The sequence below is a fragment of the Aliterella atlantica CENA595 genome, assembly GCF_000952155.1.
Classification (GTDB): domain Bacteria; phylum Cyanobacteriota; class Cyanobacteriia; order Cyanobacteriales; family Chroococcidiopsidaceae; genus Aliterella; species Aliterella atlantica.
Genome location: NZ_JYON01000017.1, coordinates 32,050 through 58,688, shown reverse-complemented (window position 1 = coordinate 58,688; position 26,639 = coordinate 32,050). Strand labels below are relative to the sequence as shown.

At 41.8% G+C, this 26,639-nt stretch carries 19 protein-coding genes; 12 read left to right on the top strand and 7 right to left on the bottom strand.

From position 1 onward, the window contains the following. Positions 1 to 46: 46 nt before the first annotated feature. The 7 genes from petD to UH38_RS24895 all read left to right on the top strand — a co-directional run bounded on the left by petD (position 47) and on the right by UH38_RS24895 (position 9,048). Positions 47 to 529 carry a cytochrome b6-f complex subunit IV gene (gene petD / locus UH38_RS15785; RefSeq protein ID WP_045055634.1) on the top strand — a complete coding sequence of 161 codons (483 nt, stop codon included), beginning with the start codon at positions 47 to 49 and terminating at the stop codon, positions 527 to 529. A 442-nt stretch (positions 530 to 971) separates the two neighbouring features. Beyond that, entirely contained in the window at positions 972 to 1,400 is a 429-nt protein-coding gene (locus UH38_RS15780) for an ATP-binding protein (protein WP_045055633.1), read from the top strand. 92 nt (positions 1,401 to 1,492) lie between these two features. Then, positions 1,493 to 1,864 carry a hypothetical protein gene (locus UH38_RS15775; RefSeq protein WP_045055632.1) on the top strand — a complete coding sequence of 124 codons (372 nt, stop codon included), beginning with the start codon at positions 1,493 to 1,495 and terminating at the stop codon, positions 1,862 to 1,864. A gap of 276 nt (positions 1,865 to 2,140) precedes the next feature. Beyond that, the gene (locus UH38_RS15770) at positions 2,141 to 2,473 is read left to right on the top strand and encodes a hypothetical protein (RefSeq protein WP_045055631.1); all 333 of its coding nucleotides are present in this window, start codon (positions 2,141 to 2,143) and stop codon (positions 2,471 to 2,473) included. A 100-nt stretch (positions 2,474 to 2,573) separates the two neighbouring features. Next, the gene (locus tag UH38_RS15765; RefSeq protein WP_045055630.1) at positions 2,574 to 4,700 is read left to right on the top strand and encodes a pentapeptide repeat-containing protein; all 2,127 of its coding nucleotides are present in this window, start codon (positions 2,574 to 2,576) and stop codon (positions 4,698 to 4,700) included. A gap of 48 nt (positions 4,701 to 4,748) precedes the next feature. Next, entirely contained in the window at positions 4,749 to 5,255 is a 507-nt protein-coding gene (locus UH38_RS15760; RefSeq protein WP_052672412.1) for a hypothetical protein, read from the top strand. A gap of 343 nt (positions 5,256 to 5,598) precedes the next feature. Further along, entirely contained in the window at positions 5,599 to 9,048 is a 3,450-nt protein-coding gene (locus tag UH38_RS24895) for a sensor domain-containing protein (RefSeq protein ID WP_052672411.1), read from the top strand. 121 nt (positions 9,049 to 9,169) lie between these two features. Here UH38_RS24895 and UH38_RS15750 read toward each other — a convergent pair whose 3' ends face one another. Together UH38_RS15750 and UH38_RS15745 are read right to left on the bottom strand one after the other, a co-directional pair. Next, entirely contained in the window at positions 9,170 to 9,628 is a 459-nt protein-coding gene (locus UH38_RS15750; RefSeq protein WP_045055629.1) for a DUF4383 domain-containing protein, read from the bottom strand. Positions 9,629 to 9,662: 34 nt separating this feature from the next. Beyond that, positions 9,663 to 9,872 carry a chlorophyll a/b-binding protein gene (locus tag UH38_RS15745; protein WP_045055628.1) on the bottom strand — a complete coding sequence of 70 codons (210 nt, stop codon included), beginning with the start codon at positions 9,870 to 9,872 and terminating at the stop codon, positions 9,663 to 9,665. A 408-nt stretch (positions 9,873 to 10,280) separates the two neighbouring features. Here UH38_RS15745 and UH38_RS15740 point away from each other — a divergent pair, with 408 nt between their 5' ends. Then, positions 10,281 to 10,478, top strand: a complete 198-nt coding sequence (locus UH38_RS15740; RefSeq protein WP_045055627.1) for a hypothetical protein — start codon at positions 10,281 to 10,283, stop codon at positions 10,476 to 10,478. A gap of 59 nt (positions 10,479 to 10,537) precedes the next feature. Here the strand turns inward: UH38_RS15740 and UH38_RS15735 are convergent, their stop codons facing one another. Genes UH38_RS15735 through UH38_RS15725 form a run of 3 tightly spaced genes read right to left on the bottom strand, consistent with a single transcriptional unit; the run spans position 10,538 to position 22,280 of the window. Then, positions 10,538 to 14,431: a non-ribosomal peptide synthetase gene (locus UH38_RS15735; RefSeq protein ID WP_045055626.1), complete on the bottom strand. Its 3,894-nt coding sequence runs from the start codon at positions 14,429 to 14,431 to the stop codon at positions 10,538 to 10,540. Continuing rightward, entirely contained in the window at positions 14,431 to 19,059 is a 4,629-nt protein-coding gene (locus UH38_RS15730) for a non-ribosomal peptide synthetase (RefSeq protein ID WP_052672410.1), read from the bottom strand. Before UH38_RS15730 ends, UH38_RS15735 begins: the two co-directional genes overlap by 1 nt. Beyond that, a complete protein-coding gene (locus UH38_RS15725) occupies positions 19,056 to 22,280 on the bottom strand; it encodes a non-ribosomal peptide synthetase (protein ID WP_045055624.1) in 3,225 nt (1,074 codons plus the stop codon). The genes UH38_RS15730 and UH38_RS15725 overlap by 4 nt, the downstream gene beginning before the upstream one ends. A 91-nt stretch (positions 22,281 to 22,371) precedes the next feature. Here UH38_RS15725 and UH38_RS15720 point away from each other — a divergent pair, with 91 nt between their 5' ends. Together UH38_RS15720 and csaB are read left to right on the top strand one after the other, a co-directional pair. Next, positions 22,372 to 22,944 (top strand): chromophore lyase CpcT/CpeT, encoded by a 573-nt coding sequence (locus UH38_RS15720; protein ID WP_045055623.1) that lies wholly within the window; start codon positions 22,372 to 22,374, stop codon positions 22,942 to 22,944. Positions 22,945 to 22,972: 28 nt separating this feature from the next. Beyond that, entirely contained in the window at positions 22,973 to 24,013 is a 1,041-nt protein-coding gene (csaB, locus tag UH38_RS15715; RefSeq protein ID WP_045055622.1) for a polysaccharide pyruvyl transferase CsaB, read from the top strand. Between the two features lie 343 nt (positions 24,014 to 24,356). On the opposite strand, the gene UH38_RS15705 is transcribed toward csaB, so the two are convergent. Next, positions 24,357 to 24,548, bottom strand: coding sequence for a ribbon-helix-helix domain-containing protein (locus UH38_RS15705; RefSeq protein WP_045055620.1), 192 nt, complete (start codon positions 24,546 to 24,548; stop codon positions 24,357 to 24,359). Between the two features lie 81 nt (positions 24,549 to 24,629). Here UH38_RS15705 and UH38_RS15700 point away from each other — a divergent pair, with 81 nt between their 5' ends. Beyond that, complete coding sequence (locus UH38_RS15700) at positions 24,630 to 24,959, top strand: hypothetical protein (protein WP_144405699.1); 330 nt, start codon at positions 24,630 to 24,632, stop codon at positions 24,957 to 24,959. A 49-nt stretch (positions 24,960 to 25,008) separates the two neighbouring features. Here UH38_RS15700 and pgeF read toward each other — a convergent pair whose 3' ends face one another. Beyond that, a complete protein-coding gene (gene pgeF, locus UH38_RS15695) occupies positions 25,009 to 25,764 on the bottom strand; it encodes a peptidoglycan editing factor PgeF (RefSeq protein ID WP_045055618.1) in 756 nt (251 codons plus the stop codon). A 56-nt stretch (positions 25,765 to 25,820) separates the two neighbouring features. Here pgeF and UH38_RS15690 point away from each other — a divergent pair, with 56 nt between their 5' ends. After that, the gene (locus UH38_RS15690) at positions 25,821 to 26,570 is read left to right on the top strand and encodes a biotin--[acetyl-CoA-carboxylase] ligase (protein ID WP_082065409.1); all 750 of its coding nucleotides are present in this window, start codon (positions 25,821 to 25,823) and stop codon (positions 26,568 to 26,570) included. Positions 26,571 to 26,639: the final 69 nt, after the last annotated feature.

The following is a 26,639-nucleotide window of genomic DNA, read 5'->3' as shown; positions in this document are numbered from 1 at the left end:
TGGTCACTGTTTTATTCACCCTACATTTGGAGAACACTTTTTAAAGATGGCAACGATTAAAAAGCCGGATCTAACAGATCCCAAATTACGCGAAAAGCTAGCATTGGGTATGGGTCATAACTATTATGGCGAACCCGCATGGCCTAACGACCTGCTATATATCTTCCCAGTAGTAATTTTGGGAACAGGAGCCTGTATTGTTGCTCTATCGGTGTTAGATCCTGTCATGAGTGGAGAACCAGCAAATCCCTTTGCAACTCCTCTAGAAATTCTTCCAGAATGGTACTTGTATCCGGTATTCCAAATTCTGCGTTCAGTTCCTAACAAACTTATAGGCGTTTTGGCGATGGCTTCTGTGCCTCTAGGACTTATTGCTGTTCCCTTTATCGAGAACGTCAACAAGTTTCAAAACCCCTTCCGCCGTCCCGTTGCGACTACAGTATTTCTGATTGGGACGTTGATTACATTATGGCTGGGTATTGGTGCAGCTTTCCCAATTGATAAGTCATTTACATTTGGTCTGTTCTAAACTCGCTAGAATCTCCTAGATTCATGCATTGACACCTGTAGTTTCCTACTTAGTGCTTTTGTGCTGCCAAGAAACATTACAGGTGTCAATTTTTATAGATATTAATTGCGATCGAGCCACAAAGTGGTAATTCATAATTGATAATTCGTAATTACAATTGGTAGGGGCAAAAAAGCGCTACTAATTAAAGACCACCTGGTATCCAAGATTTTTCTGGAAGTTTGTACCCAATAAAACAGCGCGAATGCGCGAATTATGCAGTCAAATCTTTGAGCTTTTAGCTAATTATTCAAGTTTTTGCCAAAGTCGGTTATAAAGTAAAGGGCTTTGCAGTCCAATAGTTTAATTTTGCTGTTAATCTTGACTCGTGCATCTTGCAAAAGGTACTTTTGCTAAAAGTCTACTGCCCTGTTTTGAACTCAAACTGCGGTCGAGCTAGTTTATGTTAAAGCAAGACCATTTGACGGTATATACCAATCTGGAATTTCTCAACCAAGTTCAACAATGGTTCGAGCAATTTTGTCTGCGACATCTACCTTTACTGTTATGGTCAGATCGAGAGCTTTATCGCCTGAATTTAGCTCTAGCTGAGGGATTTACCAACGCTGTTCGTCATGCCCATCAATCTTTACCCCCAGAAACAACCATTGATATCGATTTAACTTTATGGACTGACAGATTTGAAATTAGAATTTGGGACAAAGGCAAGCCATTTAACCCCGATGCGATTAAAGAACCAGAACCAGGTACGCTACAAGAAGGTGGATACGGTTGGTTTCTCTTGCGGCGTTTGGCAGATAGAGTAGTCTACGAACGCGGCGAAGACGGAAGAAACTGTTTGCTAATCGTCAAATACGGCACTTTAAGTTAAATTTCAGCGCTCCTTTGCCTCCCTTGTTCCTAAATCAAACGCTTCTAGAAATTAGCTATCCTAAAATAGAGAGCAATACAACAACCGTAAATATGAGCTTGAAATCTTTTGATGTTAATTTTTCCAGTTTAGGTCGTTGGCTCACCGCCTTGACAATTATTTGGTTGCTAGGTTCGGTAGGTTTAGGCTGGCTGGTGAATTGGTTTTTAGTTTTGGTGGGTTTGTTGCTGTTAGTACCAGTGTTAGGGTTTTTTGGATTTCAGTGGTGGCTGCAAAAAAATCTGATTCAAGCCAATTGTCCTGTGTGTCGCTACGAATTTACAGGCTTAAATAAAACTCAACTCCAATGTCCTAGCTGTGGCGAACCGTTAAAAGTAGAGCAAGGTAAGTTTAGCCGTTTGACTCCTTCTGGGACAATCGAAGTGCAAGCTGTAGAAGTACCAACCAAAGCTCTAGAAGACTAATTTTGCTAGGAGTCGAACGCAGCGAACAGTTTGCTAGTATAAATAAATACATATTAATACTTCTATATAAGAATATACAAAAGTTAAAAATCGAGTTATTAGTGCAGTTTATACAGATACCTGCAATAGGGATCGGTTAAATTGCGATCGCTCTTGAATTTATCATGCCTATGGAGTTAGCTGGAAAAACTAAAATTAGCTAAAATTTCGCTAAATACCTAAGTTAAGCTAAATTATAATTTTTGGCTGATACCATCAATAGAGCGTTAACCAGCAATGAGTAATGACCAAAGCGATCGCGAATTACAGCGCCGTCTCGAAAAGCTAGAAATAGAGTTAAATACACCGCCAAGCAGCGCTCAACCAGTAACACCAGGAAACCAGAAGCCATCTGCAACAGTTTCATCGAACTTAAATAAATTTATTAGCTTATTTAAGGCATTACCCAATGCTGGCAAGATAATTGTTGCTGGCGTGGGGATTGTCGTAGGCTTTGCCATCTTGCGAACTTTATTGAGCTTAGTCGCCTCGCTGTTTAGTTTGGCATTTCTAGGCTTGCTGGTGTACGGTATGTATCAGTTTTTATTAAATCGCAACCGCGCTGCTTAGTGTCCGAGGCTTCTGCGGAAAACGGGCGCAGCGAACATAAAAAATAACCAAATCCGCAGGCGAGATGCTGGGGATAGAAAAAATCATATAAGGATCTCAGATGGCTAATCCAAGTGTGGGGAGAGGTATCAACCAAGATCGCAAATTTAGGCAAGCAAAGTTGCGAACGCAACCTTTGGTAACTAGGCGCTTTGCGGCTTGGGCGATTGAAGTATCGATGATTGCAACGAGCGCATTAGTTCCCTTGAGCATAGGGAACTTTGTCCAACACCATTTAACAGGAGAACAAGTACCGCTAAATCCAGTAGTAGCCACAGCCCAAAAAGCGATCGCAACTACGTTGGCGCTGCCGCAAAGCGAGGAAAATAAGCAAGTACCACCACTTACAAATGTACTATGGTCGGTTGCCCTATTGACACCAATTGCTCTAAGCAGTTGGCAAATATATCTACTAGCCAAAACAGGCAGCACCTTACCCAAGCGGTGGTTTGGACTCAGAGTTGTCACCAGCGCTGGAAAACCACCAGGCATTACTAAAATATTAGTCCGTGAAGGTGTTGGGACTTGGGGATTGCCACTGACAATTGCTTATACACTATGGCGCTGTACGGGACTATTCCCCAACCCCACCATGCTTATATCCTTAGCAGGGTTAATGGTATTGGCAGAAGGTATGAGCGCCCGATTTGACCGCCAGCGCCGCTCGTTTCACGATCGCTTGGCAGGAACGTACGTTATTAATGCCAATCGCGTTTATGCGCCCATTTCTGGGCGTTTGAGTGCGGAAAACGGTCAGCCGATTGAATGGGACACATCCAATATCTACCGCGGGCGCAAACCTGCAAATAATGGAGCTAACGCCGCTATTGTCGCGCTGCCTAAAGTCAAACAGCGCAATTTAGATTTATGGTTGTGGATGCGCCAAAATCCTAGATTTGCCTTAGTTGCGATCGCAAGTTGCAGTGCAACTGCAGTTTTGGGAACTTTGATTGGTACGCAAGTCTATGTTCGGACGCAAATAAATAGCGGACAAATCGCCGCTTACAACAGCGAACAACTATTAGCAGCGACAAAAATATTAAGCGCTAATTCAGACGCTAGTTTGTCAGAGCGCGAACAAGCAATTCTTAACTTGGGAACAGTCAACGCTCCCCAAGCGATGCAGTTACTTGTCAACCTCCTCGTACAAGAATCAGACAATTCCGAATTAAGTAAGATCGTGCAACAAGCACTGGTAACAAGCGGACCTAGAGCCTTACCATATTTGCAACGCCTGAACCAATCGCTAGCACAAGATCCAAGTAGCAGCGAAAAACTGCAAGCAAACCAAGCAGCGATCGCCCAAATTATGACAATATACAGCGGTAAACTGCGATCGCAAGACTTAAGCTGGACAAATTTAGGTCACACCAGCGCTCCTGTTGTTGGTTTTAGCTTGGTACTAGATCGCATCGATCTATCAGGAATCGACCTAAAAGGTGCAAATCTTAACGGCGCTAGCTTGCAAGGTACTCGCTGGCAAAATCAAGAAAATGGTGCGATCGCTAATTTAACTGACGCGCAACTACAAGCAGCCAACCTAACAGATGCCGATCTTAGCCGCGTTACGCTCCCAGGCGCTAACTTGCTACACGCCATCCTCAACCAAGCTAACCTTACTGGTGCTAACCTCAAAAGCGCTAACTTAAGCAGCACTCAGATGGTAGAGGCAAATTTACAACAAGCAGTGCTAGCAGAAGCTAGTTTAACTGGCGCAAATTTAGGTGCAGCCAATTTAGCTAAAGCCGATTTATCCGCTGCGCGTTTGAGTCGCGCTAGTGCCTTGGGTACTAACTTGCAACAAGCTAACTTGAAAGCATCCAATTGGCAAGGAGCCGATTTATCTAAAGCTGATTTGAGCCGCGCTAATCTCAACAACGCCAACCTCAACGCTGCTCGTCTCCAAAGCACTAACTTGAAGCAAGCGCAGATGCAAAATGCCAACTTACGCCATGCCGATCTTACTCAAGCCGATTTGCGGGAAGCTGATTTGACAGGAGCAGATTTGCAAGGAGCAATTTTTGCTCAGTCAAACTCTATCCAATCAGACCAGTTTATCGAAACACCTCCAACCGAGGCAAAATCGGCTGTAGTCGAAGGCGTAGACTTTACAAACGTCAAAAACCTCGATCCTAAGCAAATTGCCTACATTTGTACTCAAGGTGGTCGCCATCCCCGTTGTCCGTAGATCCCCCTGTGGTCCCCCTTATCTCCTTCTTAATTAATAAAAAAAGCAATGAAGAGCGATCGCCTCAAGTATTTGGTTTTTGGCGGACTTATGCCGCTTTTCGTCTATATCTATCACTCACCTGCTACGGCTAAACCCGCCTATGGTAGCTATTTTGGCGTGTCTCCTGCTGTGAGCGTTACTGATTCTAGCCAAGAGGAACAATCTTTAGGTGGTGCTGTTGGCGTGCGTTATAAGTTTCTCAAGCTACCTATTTCTGTACGCACTCAAGCTTTAATTGGCGGTAATACAGCTATTGTGCCAACGGTTTCCTACGATCTCCCCCTCAATTGGCAAACTGATGCTTACGTGGGTGCTGGCTTTGTTTTGACTAGCGGCGATAGTTTATCTCCAGTAGGCAATCAAACTAGCTTTGCGATTCAACCTGGGATTGATTACGTTCTACCTAACAGCAATACGGTGATTTTTGGCAACGCTGTTATTGCTGTTGATGGATACAAAGGTAATGGCGGTAATGCTATTTCCATCCAAGGTGGTATTGGCTGGCGGTTTTAGTTCATAAAATCAGTAATTTTACTGAGATAAATCTGTTCGATCTTTACTGTTGTAGGGAAAAATAGGGATAGGGACTTACTCTATCCCTATTTTAGTTAGTATTAAGCAAATATGGCGATCGCCTGTTACCTAACTATTTCTACTTGTGCCTTTAATTTTGTCAAAAAACTATACCTTTCTTAATATCATGCCTAGATGAATTCTCTCAATTAATGCTATTGCCCCCTAAATTAAATTAAGCAAAAATTCATAATATACACCCGTTACTATTTGAATGTAAAAGCTCGATCTGTTTGTCTGAGAACATAAATTATGTCAGTAACAGCAAAGATACAAATAAAAAATGAAGCCCCTTTATAAGTTAATTCTTATTTTCCTTGTCCTTCCTTTGATGACAGGAACAATATCTAGTTTCCTACTTATTCGCAATTTAGTTTTTGCAGCTAAGTTCGCTCGAATAGGGGAAAATTCATCTATAAAAACTATTTTATTTACAACAGGAAATGAGGCAGAATTAGATTTTGCCCGAAGATATTCACAGGCGATCGCTCAAAATAATTATACTTCAAAAGCAGCTATTTTGCCTGCTGCTCAATTTAGTATAAATCTACCATCTCGACTGCATATTTCTGCAATATATACGCCTACAGAATTAATAGAAAGAAATGCCAAACTTGAAAGGTCACTTACAAATGCAAATAGTTTAGTTACTTTTTTAGCTATAGCCATTTTAATTGTCAGCACTGCTAGCATTTTATTTATACTACGCTCTTTAGATCGACGAATACTTAACTTTAAAAATATTGCCAAAGGCGAAATAAAGTTAAAAGATATTATCAATGTTTACCCCTCATCAAGCTTTAGAACAAATTATGTCGACAGTGTTTTAACAGCAACAGGTGATAGTTTAATATTTTTAGACAAAACTAATAAAATAATCAAGCTCAATCAAGTAACTACAAAATATTTAGGTTATAAAGAATCAGAATTAATCGGTGTAACTATCGATCTCATATTAAACGATATAAATTTTGACTTTGCAGGACAAGTAGTTAGTAATATTACAACTAACTATTTAAAAAAAGATGGGACTAGATTACCTATCAGCTTTTCCAGTTCGTTATTGCAAGACGAAACAGGAGAAATCCAGGGATTAATTTGTGTTGCGCGAGATATTAGCGATTGCCAAAAAGCCGAAGCAGAAAACACTTTATTATCCACAGCGATAGAACAAGTAGTAGAAGCCATCGAAATTACCGATACAGAGGCGAAATTTCTCTATGTTAACCCAGCCTTTGAAAAAATTACTGGCTATCAGCGTGCTGAGGTAATAGGTAAAACATCAGCCGCCTTACTCAGAAGCGGACAACACGATAGATGTTTTTATGAAAACATATCAAACACCTTAAAAAACGGTCAAGTATGGAGCGGTAAATACATTGGCAAACGTAAAGATGGCAAGTTGTATCACCAGGAAGTAACTATTTCGCCAATATTTAATTCATCTGGTGTAATTACGCACCACGTAGCAGTAAAGCGAGATATTACAGAGCGCCAACAACTCGAAGAACGTTTAGCCAAAATCAACGAGTGTTTTTTGAGTTTTACAGCCGATCCAATCGTCAACATTCAAAAGCTAACAACACTTGGCGGCGAATTGTTAGTAGCAAATTGTGTTTTGTATTACCGCCTTGAGGATGGCGTTTTAACCTTAGTAGGGCAATGGAGTACAACAAAAGGCGCTCTTGATGGCGATACAGCGATCGCGCGAATTTGCACAGAAGCGATCGCGCAAAATAGCGGCGAAGCATTTATTGTCAGCGACTTAGCAAACAGCAAATTCGTTCAAAGCGAACAGAATATTCTGCGTGAAAACTGGCAAACTTACATCGGTCAAGCAGTCAAATGTAACAACAACCAAATCGGTATAACCTGCGCCCTGTATGAAGAAAAGTATATTGTTAGCCAAAGCGATCGCAAAATTTTGGGAATTATTAGCGCTGCCATTGGAGTAGAAGAAGAACGTCGATTAACGCAACAAGCCCTGCGCCAGAGCGAAGAAAGATACGCTCTAGCCGAACTTGGTGCAAACGATGGATTGTGGGATTGGAATTTAAAGTCGCAAGAAATTTATTTTTCTCCTCGGTGGAAAGCTATGTTTGGGTTAGGGGATAAAGAGATGGGCAATACTGCAGAAGAATGGTTTAGTCGCGTACATCCTGAAGATGTAGATTGTTTGCAAAGCGCGATCGCCGAGCATCTCGAAGGGAAATCGTCTCACTTAGAAACTGAATGCCGAATTTTGCATCAAGATGGCAAAGAACGCTGGATGTTAGTTCGAGGTATTGCTGTCAAAGGTAGCGATGGCAGATATCATCGCATGGCTGGTTCTCAAACCGATATTACCGCCAAAAAAGCCGCAGAAGCACAATTAGTCTACGAATCTTGCCACGACAGCTTGACAGGGCTAGCAAATCGCGGTTTATTTATGGAGCTATTAGAAGATGCCCTCAGCCGCGCTAGAGAGGAGCGCAGCTATTTATTTGCCGTACTATTCTTAGACCTTAACAGATTTAAATTTATTAATGACAACTTCGGGCATTTACTAGGCGATCGCCTGTTAGCAGAAATCGCCCGCAAACTAGAGTCGTGCGTGCGTCCTGAAGATACTGTAGCCCGCTTGGGGGGCGATGAATTTACAATTTTGCTAGATAATATCAAAGACAAGGATAATGCCATCCAAGTTGCCGAGCGCCTGCAAGCAGAACTAGCCTTGCCCTTTACGATTGATGGCAACGAAATCTTTGCCAGCGTGAGTATTGGGGTTGCCTTGAGTAGTACGGGCTACAAGAAATCGGCAGACATCTTACGCGATGCAGACGTTACCATGTACCGCGCCAAAGAGCATGGAATTGCTGGAGGCTATCAAATTTTTGATAGCACTGCCCGCGAACAATCGATGGCGCGACTGCAATTAGAACAAGATTTGCGAAAAGCGATCGCTCGTGAAGAATTTGTCCTATATTACCAGCCGATTGTCTCGCTCAAAACTTGCCGCATCAGCGGATTTGAGGCACTGATTCGCTGGCAACATCCCGAACGAGGTTTTATTTCTCCAGTAGAGTTTATCCCTGTTGCCGAAGCTACAGGATTGATCAACCCGATTGGTTCTTGGGTACTGCGCGAAGCTTGCCGTCAACTGAAGGCGTGGCAAGACCAATTTCCCAGCAAGCAACGCTTGATTATGAGCGCAAATTTATCTACCAAACAGTTCGCCCAAAGCGATTTAATCGAGCAAATCGCCCAGATTTTACAAGAAACTCAGCTTAATAGTTATAGTTTGAAATTAGAAATTACTGAAAGCGTATTAGTAGAAAATGCTGCTGCCGTCAATGCGATGCTCGTGCAGATGCAAGCTTTAGGTATCCGTTTGTCTCTAGATGACTTTGGCACAGGTTACTCATCTTTGAGTTATATGCATAGTTTTCCGATCGATACTTTGAAAATCGACCGCTCGTTTGTTAACAGCGTCGATGTCGATTTGGGCAAAATCGAAATTATTCGTACAGTCGTTGGACTAGCTTGGAATTTGGGCATGGATACAGTAGCCGAAGGGATTGAAACCAAAAAGCAAATGTATCAGCTTAAATCCTTAAAATGCGAATACGGGCAAGGCTATTTCTTCTCTAGACCATTAGATGCCAAAGCCGCAGAAGCCCTAATTATCGCCGAGCGAGAGTATTTCAGCCGCACATCAGAATTCGAACCATTAAAATTTTGGACAAAAAATTAACCCTATATTTACCCCACAACACCCTGGTAGAGACGTAGCACTGCTACGTCTCTACAACATATCAATGCTACGTCTCTACAACATATAACAATACCCACCAACAATCCCAGTAGGGTAATTGTTATACAGTAGGTTGAGCATTAGGCGAACTCGCTGCACTGATTTGTGCTGACTTGACAAATCCAAAGTAAAAAGCGATCGCGGCTGTTAGAGCATCAAGCCAGATATTATTACCAAACAGGGGTGTAATCCCAAACAATGTATTTGTAAAAGGCAGCAATCCTAAAATAACGCTGGCTGCATAGAGGATAGCAAAGATGCGGTTGAATACAATTGCTCCGCTTAAGCTGGTAAATGCCGCAATTCCCCATAAACCTACCAAAATACCGATCGCATCATGAAAATAGTTGGTAGGAAATACCCCAAATAGGTAGCCAAAGCCTGGTAAAACAGTAGCATTGGGAGCGGGAGCAACAAAAGCAGGTATGAAGCCAGCTAAACCTAAGATTAAGAATAAAAGACCCACGCTTAAAGCGCTGTACCTAATCGCAGAATTTGCTGATGATGTTGATGTTTGCATGAGAGGATTTTTCCTGTGAACTTTACTACTGCAACTAATAACCGACTAGATGAAGAACATCGCGCACAACGCTATAACCGCCTAAATCCCAAAGCAAATAGGAGACAAAACCAATCATTGCTAAACGACCATTCCATAGCTCTTGTTGTGGGTTCCAGCCAAAAATCCAGGCATTGCGATCTGCTCCATTGTAGGCAGGGGCAATAGCTGGAACTTGCTCAGTGTTGATTGTAGAATTTTTCATGGCAAAATTTCTCAATAGCTTGCTTTTATGTTACCGTCGAGAATTTGCTGGAATTGTCTGCCATTAGGATTGACTTGGATCTATATCTAATGATTTGTTTGCAACAAGAGATTGTTAATATCGATACAAAAATATCTATTTAGCCAAACTGGTAGGGTGCGTTGACTTGCAACGCACCCTACTGCTTTAATTACTAATTATTTTGGTCGTACTTCCGATGCAGCTTCAAGACATAGCTTGCATTTCAAGCAAAGTAATTTTTTGCCTACTTGCTAGAAATTTCTGATAAGGTTGACCTATTTCAAGAGACAGAATCATGACGTGCTAATGATTCAGCCTTAGGTAGTGGTGTTTCTTATTGTTGCGATCGTAATCTGGAATGTTATCCATTCTAATTGAGGAAGAGTTATGCCAAGCGGTCACGCCAGCCATAAGGGTAATTCAGCAAAGCCCAATACGAATACTAACGGTTTGATTGACGAATCAGCCTCGGATACAAGCCCCCAAGAATTGTTACCTGAAGGACCTGATGCCTTAAGAGCGGCTGAAGCTCCTGAGAACGCTGCTGCTACTCAACGACCAGAAGATAAGCAAGAACAAAAGTAGGCTTCTAGGCGGTGGGTTGTAGCGTTGGAGTTATAGCCTTCCCAAATCAGCACCACTTGTTATAAATTACTATTTTTTGCTAAATACTGATATAGTTTCTCTGCTAGCACTTGTATGTGCGGCTGTTTGAGCATACTGAGGTGATTACCAGGTATATTATGAACTTCTACGCCAGATGCGGCTATTTGACTCCAACCTAGAGTTGGATCGTGCTTATCTTTAAAAGAATTGCTGGTAAATAAAGCGATCGCCCCACTATACTTTTGCGGTACATATTTCAATGTCGCTCGACTGTTTGCTGCAAAAACTTGTAATAGCCGATGTACTGTCAATTCGTCTAGCATTCGTAACTTAGTTTCTTGAGGAAGCAGGCTACTAATTGTTTTTCTTTTGAGAGACTTAGGAAAGCGATCGCTAATTATCGACCAATAATCGAGCAAAAATGGATATATAGAGCGAGTTGCAGTAGTAACAAGAAAGGACCAACCAGCCCAGAAAGAAGGCTGATTAGCAGAAATAGGCGATCGCGTATCAATTATTGCTAAAAGGCTTACTTTTTCTCCTAATTGCTGCAACTGTTGCGCCATTTCAAAGGCTAATAAGCCGCCAAAAGACCAACCACCGATTTGATAAGGACCTTGCGCCTGCACTTGACGCATCGCTTTAATATAGCAAGCCGCCATCTCTTCAATACTCGTTAATGGTTGATGTCCGCCATCTAATCCCAATGCTTGCAGTCCATAAAATGGCTGCTGCGTTCCTAGTTGACAAGCTAACTCGTAATAAGGCAAAACAACGCCGAAAATAGGATGAACGCAGAAGAACGGTAAATTAGCACCTTTGGGTTGCAAGGGTACTACAGGCGACCAATGTTCTGTATAGTTGTTCTCGATTAGCGGCGCGAATTGGGCAATAGTTGGCGAACTAAACAGCGCCGATAATGGGATATTTTGCTCAAATTGCCGATTTATTTGCTCTAATAAGTTAACTGCAAGCAACGAATCTCCACCCAAGGCAAAAAAGTTGTCTTCTACGCCTACTTGCTCTAGTTTTAGTATTTGCTCCCAAATCTTGGTAATGGTAGTTTCTGTTGGGGTGCGCGGAGCAATATAAGAATGCTCTAATTTATCGATATTCAATGCTTTTAAGGCATTTCTGTCTATTTTGCTGCTATTAGTTAGCGGTAAAGTTGGTAGCACTACATAAGCTGAGGGGATGGCGTAATTTGGTAATTTTTGCTGGAGAAATTGCTGCAATTGGACTGTAGTGGCTGTTAGGTTGGGCTGAAAGACTATACACGCTGTTAACTGCTTGTCTGTGTTTGTGACTGCGGCGGTTTTGATGGCTGGGTGTTGCGATAAGAGGTTTTCAACTTCTCCTAGTTCAATGCGGTAGCCGCGAATTTTAACTTGGTTGTCATGGCGACCGATAAATTCTATATTGCCATCAGGGAGATAACGGGCGATATCTCCAGTTTTGTATAAACGATGAAATTGGGGATTTTGGATGAATGATTCTACATGGGGGTTGGGAATGAATTTTTCTGCTGTTAATTCGGGTTGATGTAAATAACCTCGCGCTACACCTATTCCACCTATATATATTTCTCCAGGAATGCCAATCGGAACGGGTTGTAAGTGTTCGTCAAGGATGTATATTTGCGTATTTGCGATCGCACAACCAATCGAAATCCTATCCTTTATCTCTGCAACTGTAGACCATACTGTTGTTTCCGTTAATCCATACGCATTGAAAAACCGCCTTCCTTTTGCCCAATTAGCAACAATTTCCGCCGTACAGGCTTCGCCAGCAACAATTAGAGTCTGCAATGTCGGTAATTCTCTAGGCGTTAAATTTTTGAGTACCGCCGGAGGTAGGGTAGCGTGGGTAATAGAATGTTGTTGGATGTAATCTAATAATGCTGTACCCAAACGCGCCGATTCAGACACTATATAAAGCGTTGCGCCTACAGTTAAAGCCATAATTATTTCAAAAATTGAGGCATCAAAACTCAGTGAGGCAAATTGCAAAATCCGACTTTCGCTTTTGAGATTGAATGTCTGCATCTGCGCTTGAGCTAAATTACTCAATCCACCATGTTCGACTAAAACGCCTTTGGGTTTTCCTGTGGAACCAGAAGTATATATTACATAAGCAAGATTTTTATTACTTACATTGCTAATAACAGCTTGTTGGCTTGCTTGCGCGATCGCACTCCAATCGTCTATATATATTTGGCGGCAATTAGGCTGAATTGAGGATTGCTGCGTTAATAAAATAGATACTTGGGCATCTTCAATCGTGCTTTGCAAGCGTTCAGGCGGATAAGCTGGATCTAATGGTAAATATGCGCCCCCAGCTTTGAGAATCCCTAATATGGCGATTATTGCGTTGGGCGATCGCTTTAAACAAATCCCGACAATAATTTCTGGTGCAACTCCTAGTTTTTGTAAGTAATGCGCTAGTTGATTGCTACGCTTGTCTAACTCTTGGTAGGTAATTTGCTCGTTTTCATAGCTAATTGCGATCGCGTCAGGAGTCTTATTTGCTTGTTCTATAAATAACTCGTGAATGCAGCGATTTCCTATAGCAATATTATTCCACTGGTTAAGTAACTGTTGGCGTTCTGCTGCTGGCAAAATATTTAAATCTGCAATTTTTTTATCTGGATTTGCAACAATTTCAGATAATAAAGTTTGAAAATGACCTATTATGCGACAAATAGTATCTCTATCGAACAAATCCGTATTGTAAATAGCTTTTCCTTTAATTCCTGCTAAATTCCAGAAATGCAATTCTAAATCTAACTTGCTAGTACCCTCATCAAACTCAAATTGGCTTAGAGTTAGGTTTGGTAAGTCTAAAGCTGTAATTGGTGTATTAGCAAATGCGATCGCAACTTGAAATAATGGATGTCTGCTTAGATCGCGCGGCTGCAATTCTACCAACTTCTCAAACGGCAAATCTTGATGAGCATAAGCTCCTAACGTAGCTGCTTTTACTCTCAGTAAAACCTCCTTAAATGTAGGATTGCCTGCTAAATCGGTTCTTAACACCAAATTATTGACAAAAAAGCCAATTAATGGCTCTATTTCCGCCCGATGGCGGTTGGCAATTGGCGAACCGACAACAATATCTGTTTGCCCTGTATAACGAGACATTAATATTTGGAATGCTGCCAAAAGCGTCATAAATAGGGTTGCGCCTACTTCTTGACTAAGCAATTCTAAGGAAGTAGATAAGCTGTTTGATAGTTCTAGAGGTTGAGTTGCACCTTTATAGCTGGGGATAGCAGGACGGGGGCGATCGCTTGGTAAATTTAGAGTAGGCAGATTTGCAAGTTGCGATCGCCAGTAAGCTAGTTGCGACTCTAATACCTCCCCTTGTAAATGTTCTCTTTGCCAATAAGCAAAATCAGCGTATTGAATCGGTAAATCTGGTAAAGGCGAGTCTTTACCAGCATCAAAGGTTGTATAAAGAGTGCTAATTTCGGAAATCAACACGCCAATAGACCAACCATCAGCAATAATATGATGCAGACTTAGGAGTAATATATGCTCGGTTGCATTTAACTGGAATAACGTTACTCGTAGGAGAAGATCGGCGGCGAGATCGAAAGGGCGTTGGGATAATGCGATCGCTTTTTGCCTTACTTCAGTATCTTGCTCTTTTGCAGCCTGGTAGCGCAAGTCTATAAATTTAAAAGTTAAACTTGCTTCCTCTGCAACAACTTGATTTAATTGTCCTTCCACCATCTCAAAGGTTGTGCGTAACACTTCATGACGGCGCACAATTTCGTTAAACGTTTGTTCTAAAGCATTGATATTAAGATATCCGTTGAGGCGAATAGCAGCAGAAACATTGTAAAAAGGATTATTAGGCGCTAATTGGCACAGAAACCATAGCCGCTGTTGAGCAAAAGATGCAGGAAAAACAAATTCGTTGTTAGCCATTACCTGCCTGTATTATCAAAAGAGGAACGTTGGCGGCGATGTGCGTCGCGGGAAAGCCTGACAATTCCTGGTGTTTGCTGCATTTGACGGCTTTGTAAATCGGCGATCGCACTAGCTATTTGAGCAATTTGGGGAGTCTCAAAGATGCTTTGCAATGGTAACTCTACCCCGAATGTATCGCGGATGCGGGAAGTTAGTTGTGTTGCAAGTAAGGAATGTCCACCCAAATGGAAGAAGTTGTCGTGAATGCCGATATGTTTAATTCCTAGCAAGTCAGTCCAAATATGAGCTAATTTTTGCTCGATAGGCGATCGCGGTGCAGTATCAGGTTTACTATCTAGTTGGATTAATTCAGGAGTCGGTAAAGCGCGGCGGTTAATTTTGCCGTTGGCTGTGAGGGGAAATTGCTCTAATATTACCAAGGCAGAAGGAATCATATATTTAGGTAGATTCTGCTCTAGGTAATTTTGCAATTGGGGAGTCAAAGTGCGAGTAAATTGCGCCTGTAATGGCTTATTGGCGTAAGTTTCCCAAGGATTAATGGGTATTTGTTTGTCTAAGCAGTAATTATTTTGGTGCAGCGCGTTGTGTTGCAATATAACGTCATAACAGCCTGTAGAGTCTGTATTTAACCAACTTAAATCGACGCTGTATGGTAGTTCTGCTTCTAAGCTATACCAGTCTTCCGGTTCAATACCTGATTGTTCTAGTTGTGAAAGTGTATCGCGCATTTGTCTAGCATTTTTAGGTGCTGTTTCGTCTGTTAGCCATTTTGCTGTTGTGACGGCTGCTAGTACGCGATCGTTGGGAATTGCTGTAATGCACAATATATTTGGTTGATTTTTGCTTAAATATTGGCGTACTGCGGCAAAATTTAAATTATCTTGCGTCCAATTTAATTGACAATTGGAATCTTCTGGGGGAAGCGGGAGACGTAGCAGTGCTACGTCTCTACATGACGATGGGTGGATATGTAGGATGACGTTGTAACGGAATTGGGTTAATTCGTTGCGACTTCTTCCTCTTGTGGGCTGAATTTGAATATGGCTAATTTGGGCAAAACGCTGTTGTAAAACCTGAAAAAATGCTGGTGCGATCGCAAGTTCGGTTTCTTGAAACATTGCTGTCATAACTTGTTTGTGCAATTGTTCTCGACTTATGTTGTCGTCTGCTTGGTGCAATTGCACTGCAGCGTAAAAGGCTGGTAATAGATGTAAATTTCTTACGTCACCAATAAAGATAAAGCCACCAGGCGCAACTGTATTAATTGCTTGCTCTAATACTTGCAGTAAATAGTCTACGCTCGGAAAATACTGGACTACAGAATTAAGAATTGCTGCATCAAAACTATTTGCCGCAATGTCTGTAAAGTCGTTAGCCATTCTTTGCTGTAACTCTACTTGCGGTAAAGGTTGCATAGCTAATTGTTGCTCTATATATTGGATTGATGCTGAGGAAAAGTCAGTTCCTATATATTGGGTGCAATGAGGAGCGATTTGAAATAGTAGTAAGCCCGTACCGCAACCAATCTCTAAGACTCGTTTAGGTTGCAAACTCAGAATTTGGCTGACACGGTTATTTACCCACTGTTGCATCTCGGTAGCGGGGATGGGCTGCTTTGTATAGCTGCTATTCCAACCAATAATGTTGAATGTACGATCGCTATTTACCGCAGGTTGGCTGTAAGTTTGGTTATAAAGATTTTGCCACTGCCAAATTTGCTCTATTTGCAATTGAGATGGTTCGTTCTGCGGTATGATGTATGCAATGATGCGCTCTTTGTGGGCAATTGCGATCGCCGATTTTACTAATGGGTGGCGATTTAGTAAGGTTTCAATTTCCCCTAATTCAATCCGGTAGCCACGAATTTTGATTTGTTCGTCAATGCGTCCGATAAATTCTAAATTACCATCAGGTAGATAGCGGGCGCGATCGCCTGTTTTATATAAATGCTGCGTCTCTACAAATGGGTTGGTAATAAACCTCTCTTGCGTCAAATCTGCGCTATTTAAATAACCCCGCGCTAATCCATCGCTACCAATATATATTTCTCCAACTACACCAACAGGTACAATTTGCAGGCGATCGTCTAACAGGTAAACTTGGGTATTAGCTACAGGACGACCTATATATGGTTTTTGCTCTACATCCAACTTAGCTACTGTTGCCCAAATTGTAACTTCTGTAGGTCCGTAGGCATTAAAGAAAGAACGATTTTTTGCCCATTGGTTCACAATTTCTTCGCTGCAAGCTTCACCCCCTGATATAACTGTTTGCAATGCAGGTAATTTTGCTGCTGGTAATACTGATAAGACGGCAGGCGATAAAATTGCTGTATCGATCGCATTATCCTGCAAAAAGGCAACAAAATCGGCTCCAGGTAATCGGGCTGTTGGCGGCGGAATATACAAACTAGCACCACAGCCAAAAGCCAAAAACATCTCGAAAATCGATGCATCAAAATTCAAAGAGCTAAATTGTAAAACGCGATTGTGCGCTTGCAGGTTAAATACTTGAACTTGCGCCGCAACTACATTACAAAGCCCTCTATGCTCTAATAAAACGCCTTTTGGTTTACCAGTCGAACCAGATGTATAAATAACGTAAGCTAAATTATCTGCTGTAACGGTGCTATTTGCAGTTTCGGGGGAGTATTTAGCGATCGCATCCCAGTCAGTATCTAAGCATATAGTTTTTACGCTAAAAAGTTTAGCTAAAGAGTCTTGAGTTACAACAATCGCAATTTGAGTATCTGCAAGGATAAACTGCAAGCGATTGCTAGGATAATCGGGATCTAGAGGTACATACGCTCCCCCTGCTTTGAAAATTCCTAGTATCCCTACTATCATTTCTATAGAGCGCTCTATGCAAATGCCTACTAAAGTTTCAGGTGCAACACCTAATGTTTGCAAGTAACGCGCTAGTTGATTGCTACGCTTGTCTAGTTCTTGATAAGTTATTTGCTTATCTCCACAAACAACAGCAATAGCGTCAGGCGTTTTCTCTGCTTGCGCCGCAAATAGTTGATGAAATAATTTGTCTGGATAATCGCACTTAGTTTGATTCCATTCATTTATAAGCTGATGACTCTCTGCTGCACTTAGCAACGGTAAATCTGCAATGTGGGTATCAGGATTAGCAACAATAGCAGCTAATATATTTTGGAAGTGGTTTGTAAAGAGTGCGATCGCCTCGGCATCAAATAAATCGGTATTATATGCAATAAACCCGCTTATACCTTCTATTTGCTCTTCCCACAAGCTGCTTAAACCATATCCGCTTTCCCACAAATGCAACTCTAAGTCAAAGCGCGTAGTAGCAACATCGAACTTCAACGGTTGCAAAGTTAATCCAGATAATTCCAATGGTTGCATTGGCGCATTTTGCAAGGCAAAAACTACCTGAAACAAGGGATTGCGGCTTAAATCTCGTTCTGGGTGCAACTCCTCTACTAATTTTTCAAATGGGATATCTTGATGCTCGTAAGCGGCTAAAGTCACTTCTTTTACTTGCGCTAACAATTCCCGAAAAGTCGGATTATCGCCAAGATTCACGCGCAATACTAAACTATTGACAAAAAAGCCAATCAATGATTCTAGTTCGCTGCGGTTGCGATTGGCAATAGGCGAACCAACAGCAATATCATCTTGTCCTGTATAGCGGTGCAGCAATGTTTGAAATGCTGCTAATAACGTCATAAATAGGGTTACACCTGCTTGCTGGCTAAGTGATTCTAAAGCTGCTGTCAGAGTAGGTGACAGTTTTAAATTATGAGTTGCTCCGTTATAAGTTTGCACAGTAGGGCGATCGCGATCTGTGGGAAGATTAAGAGTAGTAAGCTCGGCTAATTGTGTCTTCCAGTAAGTTAGTTGCGTTTCTAGAATCTCTCCTTGCAAGTATTCTCTTTGCCAGCAAGCAAAATCAGCATATTGAATAGGTAAATTGGGAAGTGCAGTATTAGTGTAAAGTGCGGCTAATTCGCGCATTAATACGCCTAGCGACCAGCCATCACTAGCGATATGATGCAAATTTAGTAATAGGACGTATTGAGTTTCACTTAGCTGCAATAACTTTACTCTGAGCAGCAAATCGGTAGCCAAATTAAACGATCGCCTTGCTTCTTCTGTAGCAATTTGCGCTGCTGCTAATTGGCGCTCTGTTGCAGGTAAATGCTGTAAATCTACAATTGGTAGAGGTACTTTGACATTAGCAGCAATAATTTGAGTTGGTTGTCCGTTTACTTTGAGGAAATTGGTACGCAACGCTTCATGACGCTGGACGATCGCATCAAAAGCCCGTTGCAAAGCTAAATAATCAAGATTTCCTTGCAAACTAATTGCAGCCGGAACGTTATAAAAAGGATTATTAGGAACTAACTGCTCTAAAAACCACAACCTTTGTTGTGCAAATGATAGCGGTAAATAGCGATCGCGCCCTACAGGTACAATTTGACTTTTTTTGACTTGAGAACTCAATATATTGACTAATTCAGGTTTATACTTAGCAATCTGGGTGCTTAACTGTGGCGTGATTATTCCCTCTGGGGCGTTGCAGCGCAAACGTTCTCCCTCTAGGTAAATCTGAATATCTAATTCGTGTAGGTAGTTGAGAAATTCAGCAGCAGTCAAAATTCTACCTCCTCTCGATTAGAACTAGCTGTAGGCAAATCTATATACTCTGCTATTTCGGCAATTGTAGGTGTCTCAAAAACTTTACGCAGCGGCAATTGAAACCCTAAGCGATCGCGTATTCTAGAAATTAATTGCGTAGCTAACAGGGAATGTCCCCCCAATTCAAAAAAGTTGTCATTAATACCTGCTTGTTTGCCTAAAAGTTCCTGCCATATTTGCACTAATTGTTTTTCAACTGAGGTGCGCGGCGTTTGTGACAATTCAGATTGAGCAAAATCAGGTGCAGGAAGGGCAGCGCGGTTTACTTTACCGTTGGGTGTTAGCGGCAAAGCTGGTAAAATTACAATTGCCGCAGGTAGTGCGTAACTTGGTAGCTTTGCCTTTAAGAAATCTCGTAATTCTGTAGGTTGGAGATTATTTACAGGAACGATGTAAGCAATTATAGAGCGATCGTCATCTACATTTGTTCGCACTAGGACAATCACTTCACGTACATTATTATGTTGGTTTAATACTGTTTCAATTTCGCCTAATTCAATCCGAAAGCCGCGAATTTTTACCTGATTATCGCTGCGCCCAATAAATTCCAGATTACCATCAGGCAGATAACGGGCAAGATCCCCTGTTTTATACAACCGACAATGTTGTAGAGACGTTGCATGCAACGTCTCTACACGCGGGTTAACAATAAATCGCTCTTGCGTCAATTCTGGGCGATGCAAATACTCTCGCGCTAATCCATCGCCACCAATATATATTTCGCCCACAACGCCAACAGGTACGGGGTTAAGATTGGCATCTAGTAGATATATTTGCGTATTGGCGATCGCTTTACCAATCGGTACAGATTTAGCTCCCGATTCTACCTCATACCACGAAGTAAACGTAGTATTTTCCGTTGGTCCATATACGTGCAATAAATGTTGTGGTGCGCCTTCCATTACAGCTTGCACCAATTTTACATCTACTGCTTCCCCGCCAAATAACAAGTAGCGCAGCGAACTAAAAGCCGATGGTACTTCCCGCACTATTTGGTTAAATAAAGCTGTTGTCAAAAACAAAATACTAATTTCTTGCTGCTGGATTTCTTGAGTAAATTCTAGAGGGGAAAGGATAACCTTTCGATTTATCCCTACTAATTGTGCGCCATTTAACAGCGCCCCCCAAATCTCAAAAGTTGCTGCATCAAAGGAGATATTGGCGCATTGAGCTACTTTATCTGTAATCTCTATATTGATGTAGTTAGGATTGCAGACTAATCTACTTACAGCTTTATGGGGTATTGCTACACCTTTGGGAGTTCCTGTAGAGCCAGAGGTGTAAACTACATAAGCTAGGTTATCGGCAGTTGTTTGGGTGATAGGGTTTGCAACGCTTGCAGATGCGATCGCACTCCAATCTCTTTCTACACAAACGATATTTAAATTACCACCAAACAGATGCAGTAGCGAGTCTTGAGTTATGACTACAGTTACTCGTGCATCCTCTACCATGAATTGCAATCGCTCTGGAGGATAAGATGGATCTAATGGTACGTAAGCACCGCCAGCTTTAAGAATAGCTAGTATTGCTGCTACCATTACTGGCGAAGGTTCCATGCAGATACCTACCAACGTTTCTACACCTACACCCAGCTTTTGCAAATAATGCGCCAGTTGATTGCTACCGCTATTTAATTGCTCGTAGGTTAATTGTCGTTCGTCAAACTTGACAGCAATCGCATTGGGATTTTGGTTTGCAGATTGCTCGAACAATTGATGTATGCATAAATCTGGATAACTACGCTTAGTTTGATTCCACTCTCCTAATTGCTGTTGTTCTCGGCTAGTTAGCAAAGGCAGATCGGCTAAACTTGTATCGGGATTGGCAACTATTCCAAATAATAGAGTTTGGAAGTGTTGCAACATTCGCGCGATCGCATCGCTAGTAAATAAGTCAGTATTGTAAACTAAAACGCCTCTTAAGCCTTCTGATTGCTGCCAAGAATCCCCCCAAAGGCTTCTAAAATTATCGCCACACTCCCACAGATAAAACTCAAGATCGAACCTGGCGGTTGTAGTATCAACTTTAAAAGGCGATAGCGTCAATCCTGGTAACTCTAATTGTTCCATCGGCGCATTTTGCAGGGCAAATACCACCTGAAATAGAGGATTTTGGCTTAAATTGCGTTCTGGATGCAACTCTGCTACCAATTTCTCAAAAGGTAAATCTTGATGAGTATAGGCTGCGACTGCAACTTGCTTAACTCTAGCTAACAACTCACGAAATGTAGGATTATCGGATAAATCGGTGCGTAACACTAAACTATTGGCAAAAAAACCAATCAATTCTTCTAATTCTCGGCGATTGCGATTAGCAATAGGCAAACCTACAGCAATATCAGTTTGTCCCGTGTAACGATATAACAAAGTTTGAAACGCTGCAAGTAGTGTCATAAACAGAGTTACACCTTCTTGCTGGCTTAGTGTTAACAGCGCTTGATACAGATTTTGCGGTAATTCTAGGAACTTAGTTGCACCTTGGGAGGTTTGCTTGCGATCGCTAGATATTGCTAATACTGGTAAATCTTGCAATTGCGATCGCCAGTAAGATATTTGTGTTGCTAACAATTCTCCTTGCAACCGTTCCCTTTGCCAATGAGCAAAGTCTGCATACTGAATCGTCAATTCTGGTAAAGGCGAAGGCGTACCCGTACAAAAAGCAGTATAAAGCAGTCCTAGTTCTTTAATTAAAAGAGCGCTCGACCACTCATCAAAAACTATATGGTGCAATACGATCGCTAAAACATACTCTTGCTCGCTAAGTTGGATTAATACTACTCGTAGCAAAGAACCCTCAGCAAGATTAAAAGGTTGCTCAATTATATGTGCGATCGCTTCTGTGGCTGCAACTTCTCGTTCGCTAATATGCAAGTGCTGTAAATCGATTAATGGTAAAGACACCTCAATTTGAGGCAAAATTACTTGTACGAGTTGCCCGTCTTCAGTATCAAAGCTAGTACGTAGTATTTCATGACGAGATGCGATCGCATTAAAACTTTTTTCCAGCGCTGCAAAATTTAGTACACCTGTAAGCCGCAGCGTAGTAGGGACATTGTAGAATGCAGTATTGGGAAATAAGCGATCGAGAAACCACAAACGTTGTTGAGCAAACGATGCAGGAAAGACAAAAACCTCTTCTGGGGAAATGTTAGTGTAAGCCGATCCTGTTGAAGTCATCAATCTGCTGCCTCAAACACTCACTCTTTTTAACTAAGTAGAGCGCAAAATTGCTCTACATTAGGATAGATTGACGAACAATTTGAGATTAATGATTTCATCAGAACTAAAAACTCTAGCCCAGTACATGACTGGTGAATTTGACAACAAAGAGCAAGCTTTAGCCGATCCTGCGTGGTACGTTCATTTACGTACTTGGCAAATAACTGTTCCCTTTTTTACAGAAGACAGCATTACTATATTTGCCGAACAAGCAAATATTATGTCTTTACATAAACCTTATCGCCCTCGGCTGCTGCGCTTGCAACAAAAACAAGAAAAGTTGCAAGTACAGTATTATATGCCCAAAGATCCAGCCGCAGTAAACGGTGCTGCGACTAATCCCGAATTACTAAAATCTTTGACAATTGAGCAATTTGAGCTATTACCAGGTTGCTTGCTAGACGTGAAAGTCGAACATTTAGCAGATGGTAAAGTTTTTACTGCTGCTTTAGCGCCAGATTGTCGTTGCTGCTTTAATTACGCTGGTGAAGTAAGAGAAGTTTCTTTAGGCTTCCAAGCTAGTAAAGACGAATTTCTAAGCTATGACAAGGGCATTGACAGTACTACAGGTAAAGCCTTATGGGGGGCAATTTTAGGTCCTTTTCGTTTCCGTAAACGTTAACTAAAGTATTTTTAAGCAAATGGCAAAGATGCAGGCGGTTTTGTGTGGCTACTATGGTAAAGGCAATGGCGGCGATGAAGCTCTACTAGCAACGCTATTGCAGATGTTACCAGATCGGGTTACGCCCTTAGTGCTTTCTGGCAATCCTGAAGCAACGAGAAATCGCTATGGCGTAAAAGCTTGCGATCGCAATTCTATCCCCCAAGTCATCCAAGCTTTGCGTCAATCAGATGCATTTATCTGGGGTGGCGGTAGCTTAATGCAAGATACCACCAGCGCCATAAGTCCTTTTTACTACGGCGGACTAATGACTTTAGCGCAGCTAATGGGACTAAAAACGATCGCCTGGGGGCAGGGTATTGGACCCTTGAAGCGCCCTTTAACTCGGTTTTTGGCTCGGCAGAACTTCACTGGTTGCAGCGCTGTCAGCGTGCGCGATCGCGCTTCTGCTGCTTTGTTAAACGATTGGCAAGTTTCTTGTACTTTAGCTCCCGATCCAGTATGGGCGCTTGAATCTGTTGCCGTGACTGGACTTTGGGACTTACCTGCGCCGCGAGTAGCAGTAACTTTGCGATCGCATCCTCAATTAACTCCGACTCGTCTTGCTAATTTTACTCGCGCTTTAGTTGACTTTCAAACAGCTACGCAAGCTTGCATTTTACTCGTACCATTTCAACAAAGCCAAGATTTAGCGATCGCTCAAGCTATTCAACCGCAGCTACCAGGAAGTAGCCAAATATTTACTTTAGAAGATCCCAAAGCTTTAAAAGGTTTATTTCGCGGCGTAGAAATGGCAATTGGGATGCGCTTGCATAGTCTAATTATGGCTGCTAGCGAAGGTTGCCGTTGTTTTGCTCTTAGCTACGATCCTAAAGTCAGCCAATTAGTGGCAGAACTAGATATGCCAGGATGGGAATTATCCCAAATGCCAGAAGATGCAAACGTAATTAGCAAGACGTGGATAGAGCATTATGTCAATGGCGATGCTACTTCTCCTGAAAAGATAGATGCTCTTATAGATCGAGCTTTGCTGCACCAAGAGTTACTAGCGGAAGCTCTATTAACCTAGATTAGTCTGTTTGCAAGTAGGTTAATTGAGGACTAGGATGGACTAACATAGCTCCAGGAAAAACAAGTTATGCTTTCAGGTTTACCAAAGAAAGAGCAAAAGAATTCTGCTTTAATGTCCAGCAAGAATATAGATGTCCAGTCAAACTCGGATGATAGCTCCTGGAAAGAAACTTCTGAGGATATAGTAACGGTTGGTTGTAAACAGTTTATGAGCCACCAAGAAAGATATGAGTTTGTGAAAAATAGGAGTTATTCTGCGGTGAAACCTTCTCCAACTTCAAGCTCAAATCAGAGAAAGCATTAGGGTGCGTTGCGACAACACATCCTACTATTTTGAATAATCAAGAATTTTTATAGCCTACTTCGTCTGTAATTTCTCGCCGTAACATCTGCTCAATATACTCAGAACGAGTTATTTTCATTTGTTCTGCAAGCTCGTCTACTCTTTTTGTCAGCGAGGGTGTAAGCATAATGTTTACTCTTTTCTTCGATTCTCCCCACTTCTGAGGAGAGGCGTACTTATCCCTGGACATAGTTATAACTAAATAAATACATACATCTAACTAAACAGTAGCTTATTCATACATTTTCAGGCTACTTACTCACATACACACATGAGTAGTACAATTGATGTATTGAAAAAGCGATCGCATATAATTTCCAGCAGAACTATGACCAGTTATCAACCAGATAGGCTGAATCGAATTGAGGAAAGTTTAGAGCGTTCTACTCAATTATTAGAACGAGTAGTTCGGGTACAGGAGAGGATGTTGGAGACTCAATCAACTACTCTAGAGAATCAAGGACGTACAAACGAACGAATTGAAATTTTACTAGATGCTGCAACCAGACACGAATCTACTATTTCTAGACTGGATGCAATTTTAGAAAGGCTTATCTATCGCGAAGGGCGTAATGGCGGCGAACCAAGAGAAAATGAGTAAACATCGCACTCTCACCTCTAGGCTATAGAAAAAATAGCAAAAGCCACAACTATTTGCTGACAATACCTGACCACTGCACTTTTTTTAGTTTGTCGCGGCGGTAAGAAAAGAAATTCTCTGGTTGTTGATAAGTGCAATGAGGTGATATTGCTACTTGTTCGGGACTAATACCCATATTTTCTAATTGTAAGCCAATAACTCGCCGCACATCTAGCTTTACTCTTCCTGGGTGACGATCGCTTAATATAGGTGGATTGGGTAATTGCTGTAATGTCTCGATAATTGTGTCAGCATCGCCAGAAATAATACTTGCTCCCACCTCTGCAGCTACTTGATGAGATACTTGGTAAACTGTACCTGCGATCGCTGGACCTAACGCAAATTTCAAATCCTCAATTTTGCTACCTCTATCTTGCAATTTTGCGATCGCTTCTGGGACAATTTTGGCAGCAGTTCCTCGCCATCCAGCATGAACGGATGCAACTTGACCTGTAGTAGAATCGGCAATTAATACGGGCGTACAGTCAGCGCTTGCTACCCATACAGCTTGATTTGGTTGCTCGGTAATTAAACCATCCGCCTCAGATAATGTATCGCCTTGCTCTATTTCGCTAGGAGCTAGGACAATATTACCGTGTACTTGTTTTACTCGATAAGCTTCAGCTTGCGATCGCAGCATCAAAGTAATTTCGGTTGGGGTACGCGGCGAAAATTGTTGAGTAAAAAAGCCGTGTAACCAAGGTTCTAAGAGGCTACAAGTTAAATAAGGTAAATCTTCGCAGGTGCGCCAGTGCCAAGTATGCATTGCTGAAAAAATTAGCAATAATAAGTGTTGACTTATATTAACTTGAGTTGCAAAAATTGAGACTAGATCGCCAACAGTTACAGGCTTTAGTAGGCAAAAATCTCGTACTGCATACATACAAAACACTCCCTTCTACCAATCAAACTTTATGGCAGTTAATTGAAGAGGGAGCAAAGCCAGACGTAGTTATTGCCACGCAGCAAACCGCAGGACGCGGACAATGGGGACATCAATGGTATTCTCCTATTGGGGGATTGTATTTATCCTACGCCATTGCGCCTAATATTCCTGTTGCAGATAGCTTCGGGCTAACTATGCGTAGCGCTTGGGGAATTGCTATGGTACTGCGCGATCGCGGTATCCCCGTACAATTAAAATGGCTTAATGACTTATTGTTAGATAATCGCAAACTAGGCGGTATTCTCACCGAAACCAAAGTCAAACAAGGAAAAATTAGTCAAGCGGTTGTAGGTGTTGGCATCAACTGGACAAATCCCGTACCAGAAACAGGTATCAATTTAACATCTTATTTAGCAAAAATTACGTCCTTAGAAATGCTAGCGGCGATCTCTATCCAAGGTATAGATAGAGGGATGAATCAGCCTATTGAGACTTTATTAACAGCTTACGAACAGTTACTTACAACTATTGGGCGTTCAGTCTCAATAGGCGATCGTAAAGGTATTGTAGTAGGTGTAAGTAGCACCGGATACCTGCGCGTCCGCTTAGAAGCAGAGGAAAATACTACCACAGACATATTAGAAATACCCCTCAAGCCAGGTAGCATTAGCTTTGGCGATAAATAGTTCATTGAACTTTACAATAGAACGCCTTAAAATTACGGGAGCTTAGTATTTAAGCAGTACCAAAGGGGA

Bases quoted from the DNA above. Each gene is read 5' to 3' on its own strand.
- UH38_RS15720 (WP_045055623.1), top strand. From the start codon at position 22,372: ATGATTTCATCAGAACTAAAAACTCTAGCCCAGTACATGACTGGTGAA.
- pgeF (WP_045055618.1), bottom strand. From the start codon at position 25,764: ATGCATACTTGGCACTGGCGCACCTGCGAAGATTTACCTTATTTAACT.
- UH38_RS15745 (WP_045055628.1), bottom strand. From the start codon at position 9,872: ATGAAAAATTCTACAATCAACACTGAGCAAGTTCCAGCTATTGCCCCT.
- UH38_RS15700 (WP_144405699.1), top strand. From the start codon at position 24,630: ATGAGTAGTACAATTGATGTATTGAAAAAGCGATCGCATATAATTTCC.
- UH38_RS15765 (WP_045055630.1), top strand. From the start codon at position 2,574: ATGGCTAATCCAAGTGTGGGGAGAGGTATCAACCAAGATCGCAAATTT.
- petD (WP_045055634.1), top strand. From the start codon at position 47: ATGGCAACGATTAAAAAGCCGGATCTAACAGATCCCAAATTACGCGAA.
- csaB (WP_045055622.1), top strand. From the start codon at position 22,973: ATGCAGGCGGTTTTGTGTGGCTACTATGGTAAAGGCAATGGCGGCGAT.
- UH38_RS15770 (WP_045055631.1), top strand. From the start codon at position 2,141: ATGAGTAATGACCAAAGCGATCGCGAATTACAGCGCCGTCTCGAAAAG.
- UH38_RS15780 (WP_045055633.1), top strand. From the start codon at position 972: ATGTTAAAGCAAGACCATTTGACGGTATATACCAATCTGGAATTTCTC.
- UH38_RS15735 (WP_045055626.1), bottom strand. From the start codon at position 14,431: ATGGCTAACAACGAATTTGTTTTTCCTGCATCTTTTGCTCAACAGCGG.
- UH38_RS15760 (WP_052672412.1), top strand. From the start codon at position 4,749: ATGAAGAGCGATCGCCTCAAGTATTTGGTTTTTGGCGGACTTATGCCG.
- UH38_RS15775 (WP_045055632.1), top strand. From the start codon at position 1,493: ATGAGCTTGAAATCTTTTGATGTTAATTTTTCCAGTTTAGGTCGTTGG.
- UH38_RS15750 (WP_045055629.1), bottom strand. From the start codon at position 9,628: ATGCAAACATCAACATCATCAGCAAATTCTGCGATTAGGTACAGCGCT.
- UH38_RS24895 (WP_052672411.1), top strand. From the start codon at position 5,599: ATGAAGCCCCTTTATAAGTTAATTCTTATTTTCCTTGTCCTTCCTTTG.
- UH38_RS15740 (WP_045055627.1), top strand. From the start codon at position 10,281: ATGCCAAGCGGTCACGCCAGCCATAAGGGTAATTCAGCAAAGCCCAAT.
- UH38_RS15725 (WP_045055624.1), bottom strand. From the start codon at position 22,280: ATGACTTCAACAGGATCGGCTTACACTAACATTTCCCCAGAAGAGGTT.
- UH38_RS15705 (WP_045055620.1), bottom strand. From the start codon at position 24,548: ATGTCCAGGGATAAGTACGCCTCTCCTCAGAAGTGGGGAGAATCGAAG.